Genomic DNA, 17,156 nt, shown 5'->3' with positions numbered 1-17,156 from the left:
GTTCGCCCGACACCGGTGGGGTGGGCGCCGCAATACGGTCGTCAGCGATCCCCGGATAGCTGTGTGGACGTGTGGCCGTCGTCGGTCGTCGTCCCGGGGAGATGCGTGTCTTACGGGTGGGTTTCACAGAGGGAGAACTGACACATGAGTGCACCGAGCGGATGGGTTCGCCGGGGCGTGGTCGCGGTGGGGGTCGCGGCCGCCGTCATGACCGTCGCCGGATGTGGCGACGACGAGGTCCCGCCGCCGAGCCCGCCGACGTTCAAGCCGACGCTCAAGCCGCTGCCGGAGCCGTCGCTGAAGATCGACGCTCCGGAGATGACCGCCCCGGAGATGACGACCGGGGCACCCTGAGTCGGGGCGTGAGCGGGAGGGGATCCATGATTCGTCGACTGTGCGCCGTGATGGGGGTCGTGGCGATGTTGACGCTCACCGCCTGTTCCACCGCCGTCGCCGGTTCGCCGGCGGCCGGCGGTGGGACGGGTGACACCGGCTCGGCGGACTCCGCGCCGGGTTTCGACGAGTGCGGTGTGGTCGACCTGGCGGAGCTCGCGGAATGGCTCGAGGTCGACTCCATGTACGTCACCTCGGCCGAGGTGATGGTCAACTCCTACGGGATCCGGCAGGCCACCTGCACGTACTACCCGGCCGACCATCCCGGCGCGACCGGGGTGAAGCTCACCTACGCCCCCGGCGTCGACCCGGAGACCTACTTCGACCAGTGGGAGAAGAACTACGACAACCGGATCCCGCTGGAGGTCGGTGACCGGGCCGAGACGATCGGCCTGGCCAACCCGGAGATCGACCTCAAGATCTACCTGGTGCACGCGATCAAGGGCACGGTCGGCGTCGACCTGTTCTACAGCTTCGACTCCTCCGGCAAGGAGGAGAACGGGATGCCGGTCGTGGAGGAGGGTGCGAAGAAGTTCACCACCCTGCTCAACGCCGTGTTCGAGCGTCTGCCGGAGGAACTGGACATCCAGGACGGCGAGCCGGAAGGTCCCTGCGCGGACATCGATCTCGACCAGGCGGACGAGACGCTCCAGTCCGAGCTGACCACGGCCAGGACCGTCCAGCGCGACGACGGCGCGTTCAACTGCGTGTTCGGCGGCGAGTCGGGACGCCTGGAGGTCAGCCTCGCCAAGCCGGGCAAAGCCCCGCAGAACCTGACCCACGGCGACGTCGGCGACGGCGCGCTGATCCGGGTCGACCAGGCCGGCGGCGGGTCGACCCAGGGCAACCTGAACGCCTGGGTCGCCGTCGGCGACAACATCGTGCGGGTCACCGCCGCCTACGGCAACGATGTGAGCGGTATCACCGAGGCCCGGCCCGAGGACGTTGAGTTCGTTCGGGCCATTGTGGAGGCTGTCGGCGGGCAGGATTAGCCCATGACCGCCTACGGAGCCGGACCCGGCCAACCGAACCAGTACCCGGGACAACCCCAGTACCCGGGCCAGCAGAACCAGCAGCAGTACCGGTACCCCGGTCAGCAGTATCCGGGACAACCCGGGCCGCCCGGGCAGCCGCCGGGCCGGGTGAACCCGGCGGTGCTCGTCGGCGTGAGCCTGTGGCGGATCGCGATCATCGCCTGCGCCCTGTACGGGTTCAGCGACGCGACCGGCTGGGAGGCGAACTTCGAGGGCCTCAGCCAGCAGGCCAGCCTCGCCACCGCCATCGTCTACCTCGTCCTGCTGATCTACCCGGTGTTCACCGGCGGTCGCCGCCACGAGCCGGCGTCGCCCTGGTTACGTGGCGCGACAACGGTGATGCTGCTGCTGGTGGCCGGCACGTTCTTCGGCATCATGGGCGGCGGTCTGGAGGACCAGCCCTTCGAACACATCGTCACGCCGGCGATCGTGTTCGTCGACTGGCTGTTCGTCGGCCGCAACCAGGCCGCGGCGAAGTGGTGGCACCCGCTGACCTGGATCGCCTTCCCGCTGGCCTACTTCGTGTACTTCCTGACCGCCGGGGTGTACGAGATCCTCTACGACTTCCTCAACCCCGACAACGACGAGTTCGCCATGATGGTCGTCGGGCTTCTCGGCGGCGTGATCATCCTCGGCTACCTGCTGTTCGGCCTTGGCCGGATCAAGGGCGCGGTGAGCGCACAGCGGCAGTCGGGTCCCTACCCACCGCAACCCAGCGCCTACACCGCTCCCGAATGGACACGATGAGCCAGCCTCCCCACGGCAACCGCTATCCCGGCCCCGGTCAGCCGCCCCACCAGTACCAGCGCCCCCCGGGCAACGCCTGGCAGGGACAGGGACAGCCGTACCCGCCCCAGCAACAGCCGCCCCAGCAGTGGCCGCCGAACCAGCCGCCCGGCCAGCCGCCGGGCCAACCCCAGTGGCAGCAGCAGCCCGGTCCGCCGCCTCCGGCGGAGAAGGGCTCGCGCCGCACGCTGGTCATCGCGCTCGTCGTGGTGGCGGTGCTGGTGCTGGGCGGCGGCGGGTTCTGGTTGTTCACCAGGGACTCCGGCGGCGCGGACGCCTCCGGCGGCAAGGAGTACGACGCCGCCGTGGAGAAGCTGGGCGCCGCCGAGGTGTCCTGGCGGGTGGGCCAGGGCCCCGCCCCCGGGGCGATCGGCGTCGAGGACTTCTGGACCACCGACGAACTCCTGGTCCGGCGACTGCCCGACCGCGTCGTCGGCTACGACCTCAAGTCCGGCGACGAGGCCTGGACCTACGACATCAACGGCCAGCCCAAGGACCACTGCCGCTCGTCCATGACGCCGTCGGACAACAAGGTGGCACTGCTCATCGCCACCAACGACGACACCTCGGACAACTGCGGCCGGCTCGTCGTGCTCGACCTCACCTCCGGCGAGGAGGTGTGGACCGCCGAGTTCGGTGAGGAGAACCCCGACCCGAACGACAAGACCGCCAGGCGGGCGGACCCCGACAACGTGCCGGCGAGCAACGGCGACGTCCCGGCGATCTTCGCCGGCAAGGTGCTCTTCGGCGGCAAGAAGCCGCGCGCGTTCGACCTCACCAACGGGCAGCCGACCACGGTTCCCGAGTCGTACTCCGCGTGCGCCCCGGACGACCTCGCCGTCATGGGCGAGGCACTGCTCGCCGAGATGGTCTGTGACGCCGGGGACGGCAAGACCCTCCGCCGGCTCAAGAGCTTCGACGCGAACCTCGCGGCCCAGTGGGAGTGGACCACCCCCGTCGACGAGAAGGGCGAGCCGATCCCGGTAATGGGGGTACTGTCCGTCGAGCCGCTGATCATCGAGCTCGGCCACCTGGGCCATGAGAGCCAGATCGTGGTGGCCGACCCGGCGACCGGTGACGGCAAGCCGATCGAGGCCTACGACGCCGGCAAGCACGAGGGCGAGTTCATGAACGCCTGCGACGACTACGCGCTCGGCACCTGCCACAACGGCACCGTCGTCGACGGCAAACTGATCCTGACCACCAGGGTGGACCAGATCAACCCCGGTGACCCGGAGGCCGGCTCCAACCAGGCCACCGAGTTCCGCAACGAACTGGTGGCCTTCGACCCGGCGACCGGCGAGGAGGCCTGGCGCACCGGGAAGGTCTCCGGCCGGATGATCAGCATGGTGCGGGCCGAGGGCGTGGTCGTGTTCCAACCGGAGAACGCCAACGGCGGCAAGGCGATGGTGCTGTCCGTGAACCCGGCCGACGGCACGGTCGAGCCGGTGATGGCACTCGGGCCGAGGGTCCACGAGCAGGACAGCCTGATGAGCCACCGCCGCGCGTTCTACTTCGGCGGCGACAACCACCAGGCCATCTACCGGGACGGTCTGTTCATCATGTTCTCGATCACGCACCGCACCGACTCCCAGGACAAGGCCGACACGGTGGCGTTCGCGGTGGAGTAGCCGCTCAGCCGTCCCCCAGGTCGCCGAGATAGAGGCGGACGACCTGGGGGTCGTGCACCAGCTCGTCGCCGGTGCCGGTGTAGGCGTCGCGGCCCTGGTCGAGCACGTAGGCCCGGTCGCAGATCTGCAGGCAGCGCCGCGCGTTCTGCTCGACCATCAACACGCACACCCCGGAGCGTTTGATCCGGTGGATGCGCAGGAACGTCTCGTCCTGGCGGAGGGGGGACAGGCCGGCCGACGGCTCGTCGAGCAGCAGCACCGTCGGCTCGGTCATCAGCGCCCTGGCCATCGCCACCAGCTGGCGTTCCCCGCCGGACAGCGACCCGGCCTTGCGCCGGCGCAGCCCGGCGATCTCCGGGAACATCTCCAGGATGACCTCGACCCGCCGCCCGTACTGCCGGGGACGCAGGTAGAGCCCCATCCGCAGGTTCTCCTCGACGGTCATCGGCGCGAACACGTTGGCGTTCTGCGGGACGAACCCGACGCCCCGCGCGACCAGCTCGTCGGCCCTGCACCCGGTGATCTCCTCACCGTCGAGGCGCACCGTTCCCGAGTGGACGGTCACCAGCCCGAGGACCGCCTTGAGCAGGGTCGACTTGCCGGCGCCGTTGGGTCCGATGATGCCGACCAGCTCGTCCCGGCCGGCGGTGACCGAACAGCCGTCGAGGATGTTGATCCCCGGCAGGTACCCGGCGACCAGGTCGGTGATCTCCAGCGCCGGCCTCACCCTGTCTCCTCCGCCGTCTCCCCGGCCGTCTCCCTGGCCGTCTCCCTGGCGATGATCTCCCGCAGGTCGGTGTCGTGGTGGGCACCGAGGTAGGCGTCCACGACCGCCGGGTCGCGCAGTACCGTGTCCGGCGCGCCCTCGGTGACCACCGCGCCCTGCGCCATCACCACCACCCGGTCGGACACCGACTTGACCAGGTGCAGGTCGTGCTCGACGAACAGCACGGTCCGGCCTTCGTCCCGCAGGGCGGTGATGTGGTCGAGCAGCGACCGCGCCAGCGCCGGGTTCACCCCGGCCATCGGCTCGTCCAGCATCACCAGCGTCGGCTCGTTCATCAGCGCGCGGGCCATCTCCAGCAGCTTGCGCTGCCCGCCGGACAGGCTCGCCGCGTGGTCCCCGGCCTTGGCGCCCAACGCGAACCGGTCGAGCAGTTCCCGCGCCCGGTCCACATCGGCCGCTCGCTTTCCCTTCCACAGCGCGGGAACCAGCGCCCTGCGCAGGGTTTCCCCCGGTTGGTGGCGGGCGCCGACGAGCATGTTCTCCAGCACGGTCAGCCGGCCGAGGACCCTGGTCAGCTGGAAGGTGCGCACCATGCCCAGCCGGGCGATCCGGTGCGCCGGCAGGCCGGTGACGTCCGTGCCGTCGAACGACCACCGCCCGCCGTCGGCCCGGTCGAACCCGGTGAGCACGTTGAACAGCGTGGTCTTGCCCGCCCCGTTCGGGCCGATCAGCGCGGTGATCGTGCCGCGTTCGACCGTCAGGTGCTCGACGTCGACCGCGCGCACGCCGCCGAACCCGCGCACGACCCGTTCGGCGACGAGGACCGGATCACTTGTCATCGAAGGCAAGCTCCTTCCGGTCGCCGAGCATCCCCTGTGGACGGAACACGATCAGCACCACCAGCACGATCCCGACCAGGGTGAACCGCAGCTGGCTGGCGTCGGCGAACCCGCCGAGCCAGCCGCCGCGCTCACCGAGCTGGATGAGCCCGTCGGAGGCCTGGAGCAGCACCCAGAACACGATCGCGCCGAGCACCGGCCCGAGGATCGTCGCCGCCCCGCCCAGCAGCAGCACGGTGAACAGGTTGAACGTGAGCCGCGAGTTGAAGTCGCCCGGCGCGACGGTCGAGGGCAGCACCAGCATGATCCCGGCGAGCGCGCCGATCACCCCGCCGATGATCAGCGACTGGGTCTTGTACAGCCGCACGTTCTTGCCGAGGCTGGTCAGCGCGTGCTCGTCCTCGCGGATGCCCTTGAGCACCAGGCCCCACGGGCTGCGCATCAGCGCCCACACCAGCGCCGCCACCACCGCCACCACGACCCAGGTCAGGATCGCCGCCCACAGCTGGGTCGCGGTGAACACCCACGGGCCGATCTCCACCCGCCCCGCGTCGAACGGGTTGGCGTCCTTGAAGGCCTGCGAGTAGCTGTTGCCCATGGCCTCGTTGTTGTTGATGCCCTGCGCGCCGCCGGTCAGCCCGGCCAGCACCGACGAGTTCACCGTGAACCGGATGATCTCCGACGCGGCGATCGTCACGATGGCCAGGTAGTCCGCGCGCAGCCGCAGCGTCGGGATGCCGATCAGCAGCGCGAACAGCACCGCGAGCGCCACCGCGACCAGCAGCGCCACCACCACCGGCAGGTCGAGCACCGCCACCGAGATCGCGAACCCGTAGGCGCCGATCGCCAGGAACCCGGCATGGCCGAAGTTCAGCAGCCCGGTGAAGCCGAAGTGCAGGTTCAGCCCGATCGCGGCCAGCGCGTACGCGGCGGTCACCGGCGACATGATCTGTTGGAGCGAGGTGAGCAGGATGTCCATGTCTCACCCGATCCGTTCCGCGCGGCCGAAGATCCCCTGCGGGCGCACCAGCAGCACCAGGATGAGCACGATCAGCGCGCCGACGTACTTCATGTCCGGCGGCAGCCACACCACCAGGACCTCGGTGAACACCCCGACCACCAGCGCCCCGACCAGCGCCCCGAACGCGGTGCCCAGCCCGCCGAGGATCATCGCGGCGAACATCAGCAGCAGCGACTTGAAACCCATGTCGTAGGAGACGTCGTTGAGCAGCGCCAGCAGCACGCCGGCCAGCGCGCTCAGCGCTCCGGCGAGGATCCACACGACCCGGATCACCCGGTCGACGTCGATCCCGCTGGCCGCCGCCAGCGGCAGGTTCGCCGACACCGCGCGGGTCGCCCGGCCCAGGTGCGAGTACCGGATCCAGCAGCCGACCGCGACCAGCACCGCCAGGCTGATCGCCATGCTGTAGTAGGCGCTGACCGGCATCACCACCGAACCCAGCCGCACCGACGGGATGCTCTCCGGCGTGACCCGCCGGGTGCCGCTGCCGAAGATCGCGAAGTACAGGTACCGCACGGCGAGCCCGACGCCGATGCTGGCGATCATCACCGGGATCAGCCCGACGCCCCGGCGGCGCAGCGGCTGCCACAGCCCGGCGTTCTGCAGCCAGCCGAACGCCGCGCCGGCGGCCACCGAGATCAGCCCGGCGACCACCAGCGGCAGCCCGAGCACCACACAGAACAGGAACGCGATCAGCGCGCCGAAGGTGACGTTCTCGCCGTGGGCAAAGTTCGTCAGCCGGGTGGTGCCGTGGATCAGCGACAGGCCGATGGTGGCGATCGCCAGCAGCAGCCCCAGGTTCAGTCCGGACACCAGCCGCTGCACGAGGATCGGCAGGCTCACCGTCGGCCCGGCGGACTCCCGTTCGACCGGTGCGCTCGGCACCACCCCGCCGTTGGCCTTCTCCTTCAGGCTGACCAGGACCCGCTGGGTGTTGAGCGTGTGCGCCTCGCCGACCTCCTTGTCCACCGCGTACAGCTCGCCGCCGGCGAAGCCCGCCGGCACGCCGGAGGTGTCGAAGACCAGCGTGTACCGGCCCTTGTCGGGGACCTGGACGGCGGTGCCGTTGCCGCGCGCGTCGGTGGTGGTCGTGCCCAGTTCCTCGTCGCCGTCGCGGACGGTCACCACCACCCCGGCGACCGGCGTGCCGGCGGCGTCGACGACCCGGGGGATGAACCCGTAGTCGTCCTGGGCGGTGGCGGTGCCGGTGAGCGGCCCGAGCAGCAGGCCCAGCAGGGCCGTGGCCAGCAGGGCCGTGGCCAGCAGGAGCGCCCGTCGTGGCACGGAAGGTGGCCTCACTGCTTGAGCTGGTAGGTCCCGTCGGCCTGGTACACGTAGGGGATGTAGTTGGTCTCGGTCTCGTCGTTGTTCTCGTCGAACGCGATGCCGCCGGTCAGGCCGTCGTAGTCGATGGACTTGCCGTCCTCCAGCAGCTTCTTGCAGTCGGCGAAGCTGGTGCACTTCTCGCCGTCGCCGCTGCCGCCGGAGATCTCCCGCATCGTCGTGGCGATGGTCTGGCCGTCGGCGGAGTTGGCGGCGATGGCGCCGAGCGCGGCGATGATCGTCGCGTCGTAGGTCGACGCGGCGTAGGCGAACGCGCTCAGCTCGGGGTTGGCCTCCTTGGCGCGGGCGTCGAACTCGGCCTGGGTGTCGGGTTCGGCGCCGGGCTGGAAGGCCTGGATGCCCTTCAGGTAGGCGGGGTTGCTCAGGCTGCCGGTGTAGTCGCCGATGGTGGAGCTGGAGAAGTACACGTTGGCCGAGGCGAACTTGTGCGTGCCGATGAGCTGTTCGACCATCGCGCCGGTGTAGACGGTGTAGGACAGGAACACCACGGCGTCCGGTTTGGCCGAGACGACCGCGTTGACCTGGGCGGTGAAGTCGGTGTCGTCGACGTTGAACGGCTGGCTGGTGGCGACGGTGACGCCGGCCTGTTCGAGGTTGTCCTCCATGGACACCTTGAACGCCTCGCCCCAGGTGTCGTTCTGCCAGATGACCGCGGCGGAGGTCTTGCCGTCGGCGACCAGCAGGTCGGCCAGCTGCGCGGACTCCAGCGCGTCGGTGGGGGCGGTGCGGAAGTAGAGCGGGCTGATCCCGGTCAGTTCGGAGGAGGTGTTGGACCCGGACACCATCAGTGCCCCGGCCTGGGTGATCGGTTCGACGACGGCCGCGGCCATGCCGGACCCGTAGGTGCCGACGACGGCGTCGGCACCCCAGCTGATCAGCGACTGGGCGGCGGACAGAGCGGTGTCGTTGTCCGATGTGGAGTCCTGCTGGCGGTACTCGACGTCCTTGCCGAACACGCCGCCGGCGGCGTTGATGTCGTCGATGGCGAGCTTCGCGGCGGTGACCAGCGGCGCGGCGGCCGAGGCCTGGGCGCCGGTTTCGGCGAGCAGCGAGCCGAGCTTGAAGGCCTCGGCGGGGACCTCGGCGTCGTTGCCGCCGCCGGCGCCGGGTTCCTCACCGCCGCACGCGGTGAGGACCAGGGCGGCGGCGGCAACGACCGCGGTAAGGGCGTTCCCCGGGCGGACACTCATGCGACCACTCCTCCAGCGCGTTCCCCGCAGTGCGGCTGATCTGGAGCCGGGACTGTATCCCGGGCGACGTGCGCGACGGCATACACGAGTGGGTCACCGTTACGGACCCGATACCTGGCGTGACGGCTACTCCTCGCCGCCGTCGTCGCCGCCCTCGTCACCGTCGAACAGTCCACCGTCCATCATGTCGCCGAGAATCATGCCGCCGACCAGGCCGGCCGCGACCCCGCCGACGACCCCGCCCATGCCAGGGCCGCCGCGCCCGTGATGGCCGTGGTGGCCGTGGTGTCCCTGCTTGCCGGCGAAGCCGTGGCCGGCCATGGGCGCGCGGTTGGCGGCCTGCTCCAGCCACTCGCCGATCATCGACGTCCAGTCGGCGCGTTCGGCGTCCTCGTGCGACAGGTGGAAGCGACCGAAGGTGTCGCCGCCCTGGCGGAACAACCCGCCGCGCTTGTCGGCCTCCACCACCACCCACAGGTCGTACTCGGTGGCCACGAACGTCAGCTCGATCTGGGCCAGCCGCCCGGCGAAGCGAGCCGGTGGGAAGAACTCGATCTCCTGGTAGAACCCGAGCTGCTGCGGTACGCCGTGCAACACCCCGGCCTCCACGTCGGCCGAGCGGAACGTGGCCCCCAGCTCGCCGAACGCCTCCAGAACGCTGTTCTGCGACGGCAACGGCTCGACCGCGACGGGGTCGAGGTCTCCCTTGTCCGGGGCGCCCTTGATCACCAGCTCGGTACGAACGCCGACGGTCATCCCCGGCAGCGCGACCTCACCAACGGCGGTCACCGGCGTTTCCCACGGCAGCGCCAACTGGAACGGAATGTCCAGGTTCTGCCCGGCGGCCACCCGAACCTCCCGCCCGACGACCATCCGGTGGAACTCGCCGACGGCGCCGGACTCGCCGCCCCCGGCCCGCTCCACCTCGACCCGCGTGACCAGCGACAGCATCACCTGATCGATGACGACATCGGCCGACCCGCCCTGAATACTGACCCGGCCGCCCAACACCTCCCCGGCCCGCGCCGACGCCGTGTCGAGCACGGTGTCCACCGACGGACCTCCAACACCGAAGGCGGACAACATTCGTTTGAACAACGGACATCCCTTCCCGAACTTCGCGAATACCCCGAGTACCCGAAAGCGTATCGGCGCAGGGGGAGCGGCTCAGTTGTAGGGCATGGTCGGGAACCAGCCGAACCCGAACAGCGCCGGAACGCGCAGGTCCCAGTACACGACGGTGAAAACCCCGAGCGCGAGCAGCATCGTCGCGCTCACCACCGTGGTGCGCCGGGGGTTGGCGGCCAGCCATCGGGGGAACCGCCCCCGGGTACCCAGGACCAGCAGCGCGAACAGCAGCGAGACCACCAGGATGTTGCCGATCGACTGCAGGGTGAACGTCGCCGCCCCGTAGAGCGGGTTGCCGGACTCGACGGCCGACCGGAACAGCATCACGAACATCGCGTAGGGCCGCCCGATGAGGAAGGCGCCGACCAGCGCGCCGAGCACCACGACCCGGGCGGTCGGCCGGTCGGCGAACACGTCGCGCACCACCCCCAACGCGGCCAGCCCCAGGTAGATCAGCCCCAGCCCGACGATCCCGAACACGACCGACGACTGGATCAGGCGCACCGGCACCGTGCCGACGGTGTCGGTGGACAGTTGGGGGAGTCGCTCGCCGACCAGGACCCCGACGAAGCCGTACACCGCCGAGACCGTGACCATGCCGGCGGTGAACGCGCCGAGTGGCCGCAACAGGGCGCGGACGACGCCGGTGCTCCGGTCGCCGCCGGCCTGGCTCATCGGCCCGATCGACGCCACCATCGCGATGTTGCACGCGGTGAAGGTCCCGGCGAAGCCGGAGACGAACGCGAACAGCAGGCCGGCGCCGGTGCCGGCGATCGGTGTGGCCCTGGCCTCGTGGCCCAGCAGTGTGTTCGCGACATTGTCGCCGATGACGCTGTCGACGAACTCGTAGGACCACAGCACGGCGAGCAGGATCCCCGCTGCCACACTGATGATCACCGTGCGGCCGGTGCGGGTTCCCGGCGGTGTGTCGACCGAAATGTCTGTCATACCTGTGGTCATCGGACAGTGGCTGGGTCGTCACGATGAGCCATCAGGCGCAATCACGCGCCGCGCTAGACTTGATTCATTCCAGAAAATGGGCGAGACTGCGCCTGTGCCCACCGCCGACTTCGAGCACCTGCTGCGCGGTGCCGCGTTACGTGTGACGCGGCCCCGCCTGGCCGTGCTGTCCGCCGTGCACGAGCATCCCCACGCGGACACCGATTCGATCACCGGCGTCGTCCGCGCGAACCTCGGTACGGTCTCCCACCAGGCCGTCTACGACGTGCTTCGCGCACTGACCGATGCCGGTCTGGTCCGGCGGATCGAGCCGCCGGGGTCGGTGGCGCGGTACGAGGCCAGGGTGGGGGACAACCACCACCACGTGGTGTGCCGGTCCTGCGGGGTGATCGCCGACGTCGACTGCGCCGTCGGCGCCGCGCCCTGTCTGACCGCGGCCGACGATCTCGGCTTCGTCATCGACGAGGCGGAGGTCATCTATCGGGGCCTGTGCCCCGACTGCTACACCAACGCACGCAGTTGAACCAGAGCACATCCGGAAGGAATCCTGTGGCTGACACACCAGACGCAGTTGTCGGAGAGATGAACGAGGAGGGCGCGGGCGGGTGCCCGGTCTCGGCGGGGCGCTTCCACCACCCGACCGAGGGTGGGAGCAACAGTGACTGGTGGCCTAACCAGCTGAACTTGCGGATCCTGCGCAAGCACAACGCCGTCGCCGACCCGATGGGCGGGGACTTCGACTATGCGGCCGCGTTCGCGACCGTGGACCTGGACGCGCTGGCCCGTGACGTCGACGAGGTCCTGACCACCTCCCAGGACTGGTGGCCGGCCGACTTCGGCAACTACGGCCCGCTGATCATCCGGATGGCCTGGCACAGCGCCGGCACCTACCGGATCCACGACGGCCGGGGCGGCGCCGGCGCCGGTCAGCAGCGGTTCGCGCCGCTGAACAGCTGGCCGGACAACGGCAACCTCGACAAGGCGCGCCGGCTGCTGTGGCCGGTCAAGAAGAAGTACGGCCGCTCGATCTCCTGGGCCGACCTGATGATCTTCGCCGGCAACCGCGCGTTGGAGACCATGGGCTTCACGACCTTCGGTTTCGCCGGCGGTCGCGCCGACGTGTGGGAGCCGGACGAGGACGTCTACTGGGGTCCGGAGCGCACCTGGCTCGGCGACTCGCGCTACACCGGCGACCGCCAGCTGGAGAGCCCGCTCGCGGCCGTGCAGATGGGCCTGATCTACGTCAACCCGGAGGGCCCCAACGGCAACCCGGACCCGCTGGCCGCCGCCCGTGACATCCGCGAGACGTTCGGCCGGATGGCGATGAACGACGAGGAGACCGTCGCGCTGGTCGCCGGCGGCCACACGTTCGGCAAGACCCACGGCGCCGGCCCGGCCGAGAACGTCGGGGCGGAGCCGGAGGGCGCCGGCATCGAGGAGCAGGGCCTGGGCTGGCGCAACGGTTTCGGCACCGGCAAGGGCGGTGACGCGATCACCAGCGGTCTGGAGGGCATCTGGACCAACACCCCGACGGCCTGGGACAACAGCTTCTTCGAGATCCTGTTCGGCTACGAGTGGGAGCTGGAGCAGAGCCCGGCGGGCGCCAACCAGTGGAAGCCCAAGGACGGGGCCGGCGCCGGCACCGTGCCCGACGCGCACGACCCGGCCAAGTCCCACCAGCCGACGATGCTGACCACGGACCTGGCGCTGCGCGTCGACCCGATCTACGAGCCGATCTCGCGGCGGTTCCTGGAGAACCCGGAGGCGTTCGCCGACGCGTTCGCCCGCGCGTGGTTCAAGCTGACCCACCGCGACATGGGCCCGGTCCAGCGCTACCTGGGCCCGCTGGTGCCGCAGGAGACGCTGATCTGGCAGGACCCGGTGCCGGCCGTGGACCACGAACTGGTCGGGGCGGAGGACGTCGCCGCGCTCAAGGCGCAGATCCTCGCGTCGGGCCTGACGGTCGCGCAGCTGGTGTCGACCGCGTGGGCCTCGGCCTCGACCTTCCGCGCGAGCGACAAGCGCGGCGGCGCCAACGGTGCCCGCCTGCGTCTGCAGCCCCAGCGTGACTGGGAGGTCAACGAGCCGGAGAGCCTGACGACCGTGCTGGGCACGCTGGAGGACGTCCAGAAGAAGTTCAACAGCGCCCAGACCGGCGGCAAGCGCGTGTCGCTGGCCGACCTGATCGTGCTCGGTGGCTGTGCCGCGGTCGAGCAGGCCGCTCGCGCCGCCGGCCAGGAGGTGGAGGTGGCCTTCACCCCGGGCCGTACCGACGCCGCGCAGGACCAGACCGACGTGGAGTCCTTCGCCCCGCTGGAGCCGGTCGCCGACGGGTTCCGCAACTACCGTGGCAAGGGCACCAACGGTCTGCCGGCGGAGTACCTGCTGGTGGACCGGGCCAACCTGCTGGACCTGAGCGCGCCGGAGCTGACCGTGCTGGTCGGTGGCCTGCGGGTGCTCGGCGCGAACCACCAGGGGTCGGAGCTGGGTGTGCTGACCGCGACGCCGGGGTCGTTGACCAACGACTTCTTCGTCAACCTGCTCGACATGGCCGTGGAGTGGAAGCCGGTCGACGAGGACTCGCAGACCTTCGAGGCGCGGGACCGCGACAGCGGCGAGGTCCGCTGGACGGGCAGCCGGGTCGACCTGGTCTTCGGTTCGAACTCGGAGCTGCGGGCGGTGGCCGAGGTCTACGCCAGCGACGACGCGCGGGAGAAGTTCGTCCGTGACTTCGCCGCCGCGTGGAGCAAGGTGATGGACCTCGACCGGTTCGACCTGGTCTGAGTTCAGAGTTGTTCCGGGACGCCCGGGCCGGGTCACCGGTCCGGGCGTCCCCGTTGTCCGGGGAAGGCCCTCGGTTCGACGTCGACCTCCGCCATCCGTGCGACGTAGGTCCGGTAGCGGCGGCGGGCCTCGCCGTGACAGCCGGTGGCCGACAGCGCCGCCACCAGCGACAGGTGCGCCGGCTCGTTGTACCGGTCGTGTTCGAGCACGCGCAGGCAGTACCGGCTGGCGGTGACGTGCTGGCCGCGGTCGCCGGCGTACGCGGCGAGCAGCAGCGCGGCCTGCTCGTAGATCAGCCGCGCCTCGTCCCGCAGCTCCTGCGCCCAGTCGGCGTACGGGTTGTCGGCCAGGAAGTCGCCGGTGTAGGCGCTCTCGGCGACGTGCAGCAGCGCCCAGGCCTCCGGCCGCCCCAGCCGCCAGGCCCGGAGCCCGCGCCGGGCGTCGCCGAGGAAGGCCAGCACGTCGACCTCGGCGGCGGCCAGGTCCAGCCGCACGGTCTGGCCCTCGGTGACCAGTGTGCCGCCGAGCACCGAGCGGGCCGTGGACAGCGCCACCGACAGCCGGTTGCGCACCGGCCCGGCGGCCTCGCCGGGCCAGAGCACCGCCCCGATCGTCTCCCGGCTGACCGGCCGGCCGCGCCGGGTGACCAGGAACGCGACCAGGTCCCGCGCCTTGCGCGACGGCCACGCGGTGACCGGGACCGGCGCGCCGTCGCGCACCACCCGGAACCCGCCGAGCGTGCGGATCACCAGCTCGGGTCCGGCGCCGGTCACGGCACCACTGTCACCCGCTTCGCGGGTGGCCCGCAATGGCCGTTCGGGCGGACCTTCGCGCGCTCGCGCGGTTTAAGACCGTTTTAACGCGAGTGGTTTTCATGAGTGGGCCACGATTTTTCCCCGGCCCATCGAGAAAGGCCACCGCATGTTCCGAAGATCCCGCGTCGCCATCGCCGTCGTGACCCTGGTCGTCGGCCTGGCGGCCCCGGCCGCCGCCGACCAGCGGCCCGCCGCGCTCGACCCGCCGACCCCGGCGCGCTTCGTCGCCAACCTGGACCTGGAGTGCTTCCGCACCAGCGAGTACACCCCACCACCGCTGCCGGCGCCGATCGTGCTCAGCCACCTCAACCCGGTGCTGGCCGACCAGCCGCGCTGGGAGATCGGCCGCCTCGGCCCGCGGACCCAGCTGTGCTCGCCGGTGGCCAAGAACGAGGTGATCCCGCCGAAGGACGTGCTGGAGTTCGTCCGCTACGTCGACCTGTCCTGCTACCGCGTCGACGGTCCCCGCCTCCAGGTGCCGCTGGTCCTGAGCCACCTCAACCCGGTGCTCGCCGACCTGCCGCGCCGCGAGGTGGTGATGATGGCGCCGGAGACGCTGTGCCTGCCGGTGCTCAAGAACAGCGCGCAGCCGCCGGCCGAGGTGCTGGAGCTGGTGCGCTACCTCGACCTGGTCTGCTACAGCGAGACCCCGCAGGTCCCGATGGGGCGCAAGCTGCTGTTGACCCAGCTCAACCCGGAGCTCGCGGTGATCCCGCCGACGACGGTCCTCGTCCAGGAGAACCGCCAGCTGTGCGTCCCGGTGCGCAAGAACGACCAGCAGATCCCCGAGCGGGTGCTGGAGATCGTGCGCTGGGTGGACCTGGAGACCTACGCCATCGCCGCGCCTGACCTGCGGCAGATCCAGCTGCGGCTGCGGCACATCAACCCGCTGCTGGTCGAGCTGCCGCCGGAGTCGGCGACGCTGCTCGCGCGGGAGACCCTGGCCGTGCCGGTGGCCAAGAACGGGAAGTTCCCACCAGGCTGATGGCCGACGGCCGGGTGCGGGGGCACCCGGCCGTCCGGTGATTGTCGGTGGTCGGTGCCATGCTTGCGACGACAGGTCCGGTTCGTCCAGAAGGAGGCAGGCATGACCGGCGTACGGGTTCTCGTCGGCACCCGAAAGGGTGCTTTCGTACTGACCGCGGACGGCACCCGCGACAACTGGGAGGTGAGCGGCCCGCACTTCGGCGGCTGGGAGGTCTACCACGTCGCCGGCTCGCCGGCCGACCCCGACCGGCTCTACGCGTCCCAGTCCACGTCCTGGTTCGGCCAGCTGATCCAGCGTTCCGACGACGGCGGCCGGACGTGGAACGCGGTCGGCAAGGACTTCACCTACGAGGGCGACCCCGGTACCCACCAGTACTACGACGGGACGCCGGTGCCGTGGGAGTTCAAGCGGGTGTGGCACCTCGAACCGTCGCTGACCGACCCCGACCTGGTCTACGCGGGGATCGAGGACGCCGGCCTGTACCGCAGTGCCGACGGCGGCGGGAGTTGGCAGGAGCTGCCCGGCCTGCGCGAGCACAGCACCGGCGACACCTGGCAGCCGGGCGCGGGCGGCCTGTGCCTGCACACGATCATGCAGCATCCGACCGACCCGCAACGCCTCTACATCGCGATCTCGGCGGCGGGCGCGTTCCGCACCGACGACGGCGCGAAGACCTGGAAGGCGATCAACCGGGGTCTGGTCTCCGACGGCATCCCCGACCCGGACGCCGAGGTCGGCCACTGCGTGCACCGCCTGGCCATGCACCCGGCGCGCCCGGACACGCTGTTCATGCAGAAGCACTGGGACGTCATGCGTTCCGACGACGGCGGCGACAACTGGCGGGAGATCAGCGGCAACCTGCCGTCCGACTTCGGGTTCCCGATCGCGGTGCACGCCCACGAGCCGGAGACGGTGTTCGTCGTGCCGATCACCAGCGACTCCGAGCACTACCCGCCGCAGGGCCGGCTGCGCGTGTACCGCTCGCGCACCGGCGGCGACGAGTGGGAGCCGCTGACCGCCGGCCTGCCGCAGGAACACTGCTACGTCAACGTCCTGCGGGACGCGATGGCCATCGACACCCTCGACGACTGCGGTGTCTACTTCGGTACCACCGGTGGCCAGGTCTACCTCTCACCCGACTCCGGCGACACCTGGTCCCCGATCGTGAGCAACCTGCCGGCGGTGCTGTCGGTGGAGGTGCAGACCCTGTGACGGTGCGGGTGCGGTTGCCGGTCCACCTGCGGCGGTTGGCGCGGGTGGACGGCGAGGTGACGGTGGAGGTGCCGGGGGAGGTCACCACCGACGCGGTCCTGGGCGCGCTGGAGCGGCGCTACCCGGTGCTGCGCGGAACCATCCGCGACGCCGCCACCGGCCGGCGGCGGGCCTACGTCCGCTACTTCGCCTGCGAGCAGGACCTCTCGCATGAGGAGCCGGACAGCCCGCTGCCGGCCAGGGTGGCCGACGGCTCCGAGCCGTTCCTGGTCGTCGGCGCCATGGCCGGCGGTTGAGCGGGCCG

The 17,156-nt window shown here is 70.6% G+C and carries 17 protein-coding genes; 9 read left to right on the top strand and 8 right to left on the bottom strand.

The window, feature by feature from the left end:
• Positions 1-144 precede the first annotated feature (144 nt).
• Genes BLA60_RS43105 through BLA60_RS10240 form a run of 4 tightly spaced genes read left to right on the top strand, consistent with a single transcriptional unit; the run spans position 145 to position 3,844 of the window.
• On the top strand, positions 145-354 hold the full coding sequence (locus BLA60_RS43105) for a hypothetical protein (protein ID WP_154814252.1): 210 nt from the start codon (positions 145-147) through the stop codon (positions 352-354).
• 26 nt (positions 355-380) lie between these two features.
• Positions 381-1,385, top strand: coding sequence for a hypothetical protein (locus tag BLA60_RS10250; protein ID WP_154814251.1), 1,005 nt, complete (start codon positions 381-383; stop codon positions 1,383-1,385).
• Positions 1,386-1,388: 3 nt separating this feature from the next.
• The gene (locus BLA60_RS10245) at positions 1,389-2,174 is read left to right on the top strand and encodes a hypothetical protein (protein WP_075132532.1); all 786 of its coding nucleotides are present in this window, start codon (positions 1,389-1,391) and stop codon (positions 2,172-2,174) included.
• Positions 2,171-3,844: an outer membrane protein assembly factor BamB family protein gene (locus BLA60_RS10240; protein WP_075132531.1), complete on the top strand. Its 1,674-nt coding sequence runs from the start codon at positions 2,171-2,173 to the stop codon at positions 3,842-3,844. The genes BLA60_RS10245 and BLA60_RS10240 overlap by 4 nt, the downstream gene beginning before the upstream one ends.
• Positions 3,845-3,848: 4 nt before the next feature.
• On the opposite strand, the gene BLA60_RS10235 is transcribed toward BLA60_RS10240, so the two are convergent.
• From BLA60_RS10235 to BLA60_RS10205, 7 genes are all read right to left on the bottom strand, one after another.
• Positions 3,849-4,571 (bottom strand): ABC transporter ATP-binding protein, encoded by a 723-nt coding sequence (locus BLA60_RS10235; protein WP_075132530.1) that lies wholly within the window; start codon positions 4,569-4,571, stop codon positions 3,849-3,851.
• On the bottom strand, positions 4,568-5,410 hold the full coding sequence (locus tag BLA60_RS10230; protein WP_075132529.1) for an ABC transporter ATP-binding protein: 843 nt from the start codon (positions 5,408-5,410) through the stop codon (positions 4,568-4,570). Before BLA60_RS10230 ends, BLA60_RS10235 begins: the two co-directional genes overlap by 4 nt.
• Positions 5,400-6,389 (bottom strand): branched-chain amino acid ABC transporter permease, encoded by a 990-nt coding sequence (locus BLA60_RS10225; protein WP_075132528.1) that lies wholly within the window; start codon positions 6,387-6,389, stop codon positions 5,400-5,402. Before BLA60_RS10225 ends, BLA60_RS10230 begins: the two co-directional genes overlap by 11 nt.
• Positions 6,390-6,392: 3 nt before the next feature.
• Positions 6,393-7,715 carry a branched-chain amino acid ABC transporter permease gene (locus BLA60_RS10220; protein WP_154814249.1) on the bottom strand — a complete coding sequence of 441 codons (1,323 nt, stop codon included), beginning with the start codon at positions 7,713-7,715 and terminating at the stop codon, positions 6,393-6,395.
• Between the two features lie 11 nt (positions 7,716-7,726).
• On the bottom strand, positions 7,727-8,965 hold the full coding sequence (locus tag BLA60_RS10215) for an ABC transporter substrate-binding protein (RefSeq protein WP_075132526.1): 1,239 nt from the start codon (positions 8,963-8,965) through the stop codon (positions 7,727-7,729).
• 126 nt (positions 8,966-9,091) lie between these two features.
• Entirely contained in the window at positions 9,092-10,063 is a 972-nt protein-coding gene (locus BLA60_RS10210; RefSeq protein WP_075132525.1) for a sporulation protein, read from the bottom strand.
• Between the two features lie 69 nt (positions 10,064-10,132).
• Entirely contained in the window at positions 10,133-11,041 is a 909-nt protein-coding gene (locus BLA60_RS10205; protein WP_075132524.1) for a hypothetical protein, read from the bottom strand.
• Positions 11,042-11,129: 88 nt separating this feature from the next.
• Here BLA60_RS10205 and BLA60_RS10200 point away from each other — a divergent pair, with 88 nt between their 5' ends.
• Together BLA60_RS10200 and katG are read left to right on the top strand one after the other, a co-directional pair.
• A complete protein-coding gene (locus tag BLA60_RS10200; RefSeq protein ID WP_075132523.1) occupies positions 11,130-11,576 on the top strand; it encodes a Fur family transcriptional regulator in 447 nt (148 codons plus the stop codon).
• Between the two features lie 59 nt (positions 11,577-11,635).
• Complete coding sequence (gene katG, locus BLA60_RS10195) at positions 11,636-13,837, top strand: catalase/peroxidase HPI (protein ID WP_211288664.1); 2,202 nt, start codon at positions 11,636-11,638, stop codon at positions 13,835-13,837.
• A gap of 32 nt (positions 13,838-13,869) precedes the next feature.
• On the opposite strand, the gene BLA60_RS10190 is transcribed toward katG, so the two are convergent.
• Positions 13,870-14,610: an AfsR/SARP family transcriptional regulator gene (locus BLA60_RS10190; RefSeq protein WP_075132521.1), complete on the bottom strand. Its 741-nt coding sequence runs from the start codon at positions 14,608-14,610 to the stop codon at positions 13,870-13,872.
• 148 nt (positions 14,611-14,758) lie between these two features.
• Here BLA60_RS10190 and BLA60_RS10185 point away from each other — a divergent pair, with 148 nt between their 5' ends.
• The 3 genes from BLA60_RS10185 (at position 14,759) to BLA60_RS10175 (ending at position 17,148) form a co-directional block, all read left to right on the top strand.
• On the top strand, positions 14,759-15,637 hold the full coding sequence (locus tag BLA60_RS10185; protein ID WP_075132520.1) for a hypothetical protein: 879 nt from the start codon (positions 14,759-14,761) through the stop codon (positions 15,635-15,637).
• Between the two features lie 102 nt (positions 15,638-15,739).
• Positions 15,740-16,852, top strand: a complete 1,113-nt coding sequence (locus tag BLA60_RS10180) for a WD40/YVTN/BNR-like repeat-containing protein (RefSeq protein WP_075132519.1) — start codon at positions 15,740-15,742, stop codon at positions 16,850-16,852.
• Complete coding sequence (locus BLA60_RS10175; RefSeq protein ID WP_245811909.1) at positions 16,849-17,148, top strand: MoaD/ThiS family protein; 300 nt, start codon at positions 16,849-16,851, stop codon at positions 17,146-17,148. Before BLA60_RS10180 ends, BLA60_RS10175 begins: the two co-directional genes overlap by 4 nt.
• The last annotated feature ends 8 nt before the right edge of the window (positions 17,149-17,156 follow it).

The organism is Actinophytocola xinjiangensis, assembly GCF_001921215.1.
GTDB lineage: Bacteria > Actinomycetota > Actinomycetes > Mycobacteriales > Pseudonocardiaceae > Actinophytocola > Actinophytocola xinjiangensis.
This window is presented reverse-complemented; position numbering and strand designations above follow the sequence as displayed.

Bases quoted from the DNA above. Each gene is read 5' to 3' on its own strand.
- BLA60_RS43105 (WP_154814252.1), top strand. From the start codon at position 145: ATGAGTGCACCGAGCGGATGGGTTCGCCGGGGCGTGGTCGCGGTGGGG.
- BLA60_RS10250 (WP_154814251.1), top strand. From the start codon at position 381: ATGATTCGTCGACTGTGCGCCGTGATGGGGGTCGTGGCGATGTTGACG.
- BLA60_RS10245 (WP_075132532.1), top strand. From the start codon at position 1,389: ATGACCGCCTACGGAGCCGGACCCGGCCAACCGAACCAGTACCCGGGA.
- BLA60_RS10240 (WP_075132531.1), top strand. From the start codon at position 2,171: ATGAGCCAGCCTCCCCACGGCAACCGCTATCCCGGCCCCGGTCAGCCG.
- BLA60_RS10230 (WP_075132529.1), bottom strand. From the start codon at position 5,410: ATGACAAGTGATCCGGTCCTCGTCGCCGAACGGGTCGTGCGCGGGTTC.
- BLA60_RS10225 (WP_075132528.1), bottom strand. From the start codon at position 6,389: ATGGACATCCTGCTCACCTCGCTCCAACAGATCATGTCGCCGGTGACC.
- BLA60_RS10215 (WP_075132526.1), bottom strand. From the start codon at position 8,965: ATGAGTGTCCGCCCGGGGAACGCCCTTACCGCGGTCGTTGCCGCCGCC.
- BLA60_RS10205 (WP_075132524.1), bottom strand. From the start codon at position 11,041: ATGACAGACATTTCGGTCGACACACCGCCGGGAACCCGCACCGGCCGC.
- BLA60_RS10200 (WP_075132523.1), top strand. From the start codon at position 11,130: ATGGGCGAGACTGCGCCTGTGCCCACCGCCGACTTCGAGCACCTGCTG.
- katG (WP_211288664.1), top strand. From the start codon at position 11,636: ATGAACGAGGAGGGCGCGGGCGGGTGCCCGGTCTCGGCGGGGCGCTTC.
- BLA60_RS10185 (WP_075132520.1), top strand. From the start codon at position 14,759: ATGTTCCGAAGATCCCGCGTCGCCATCGCCGTCGTGACCCTGGTCGTC.
- BLA60_RS10180 (WP_075132519.1), top strand. From the start codon at position 15,740: ATGACCGGCGTACGGGTTCTCGTCGGCACCCGAAAGGGTGCTTTCGTA.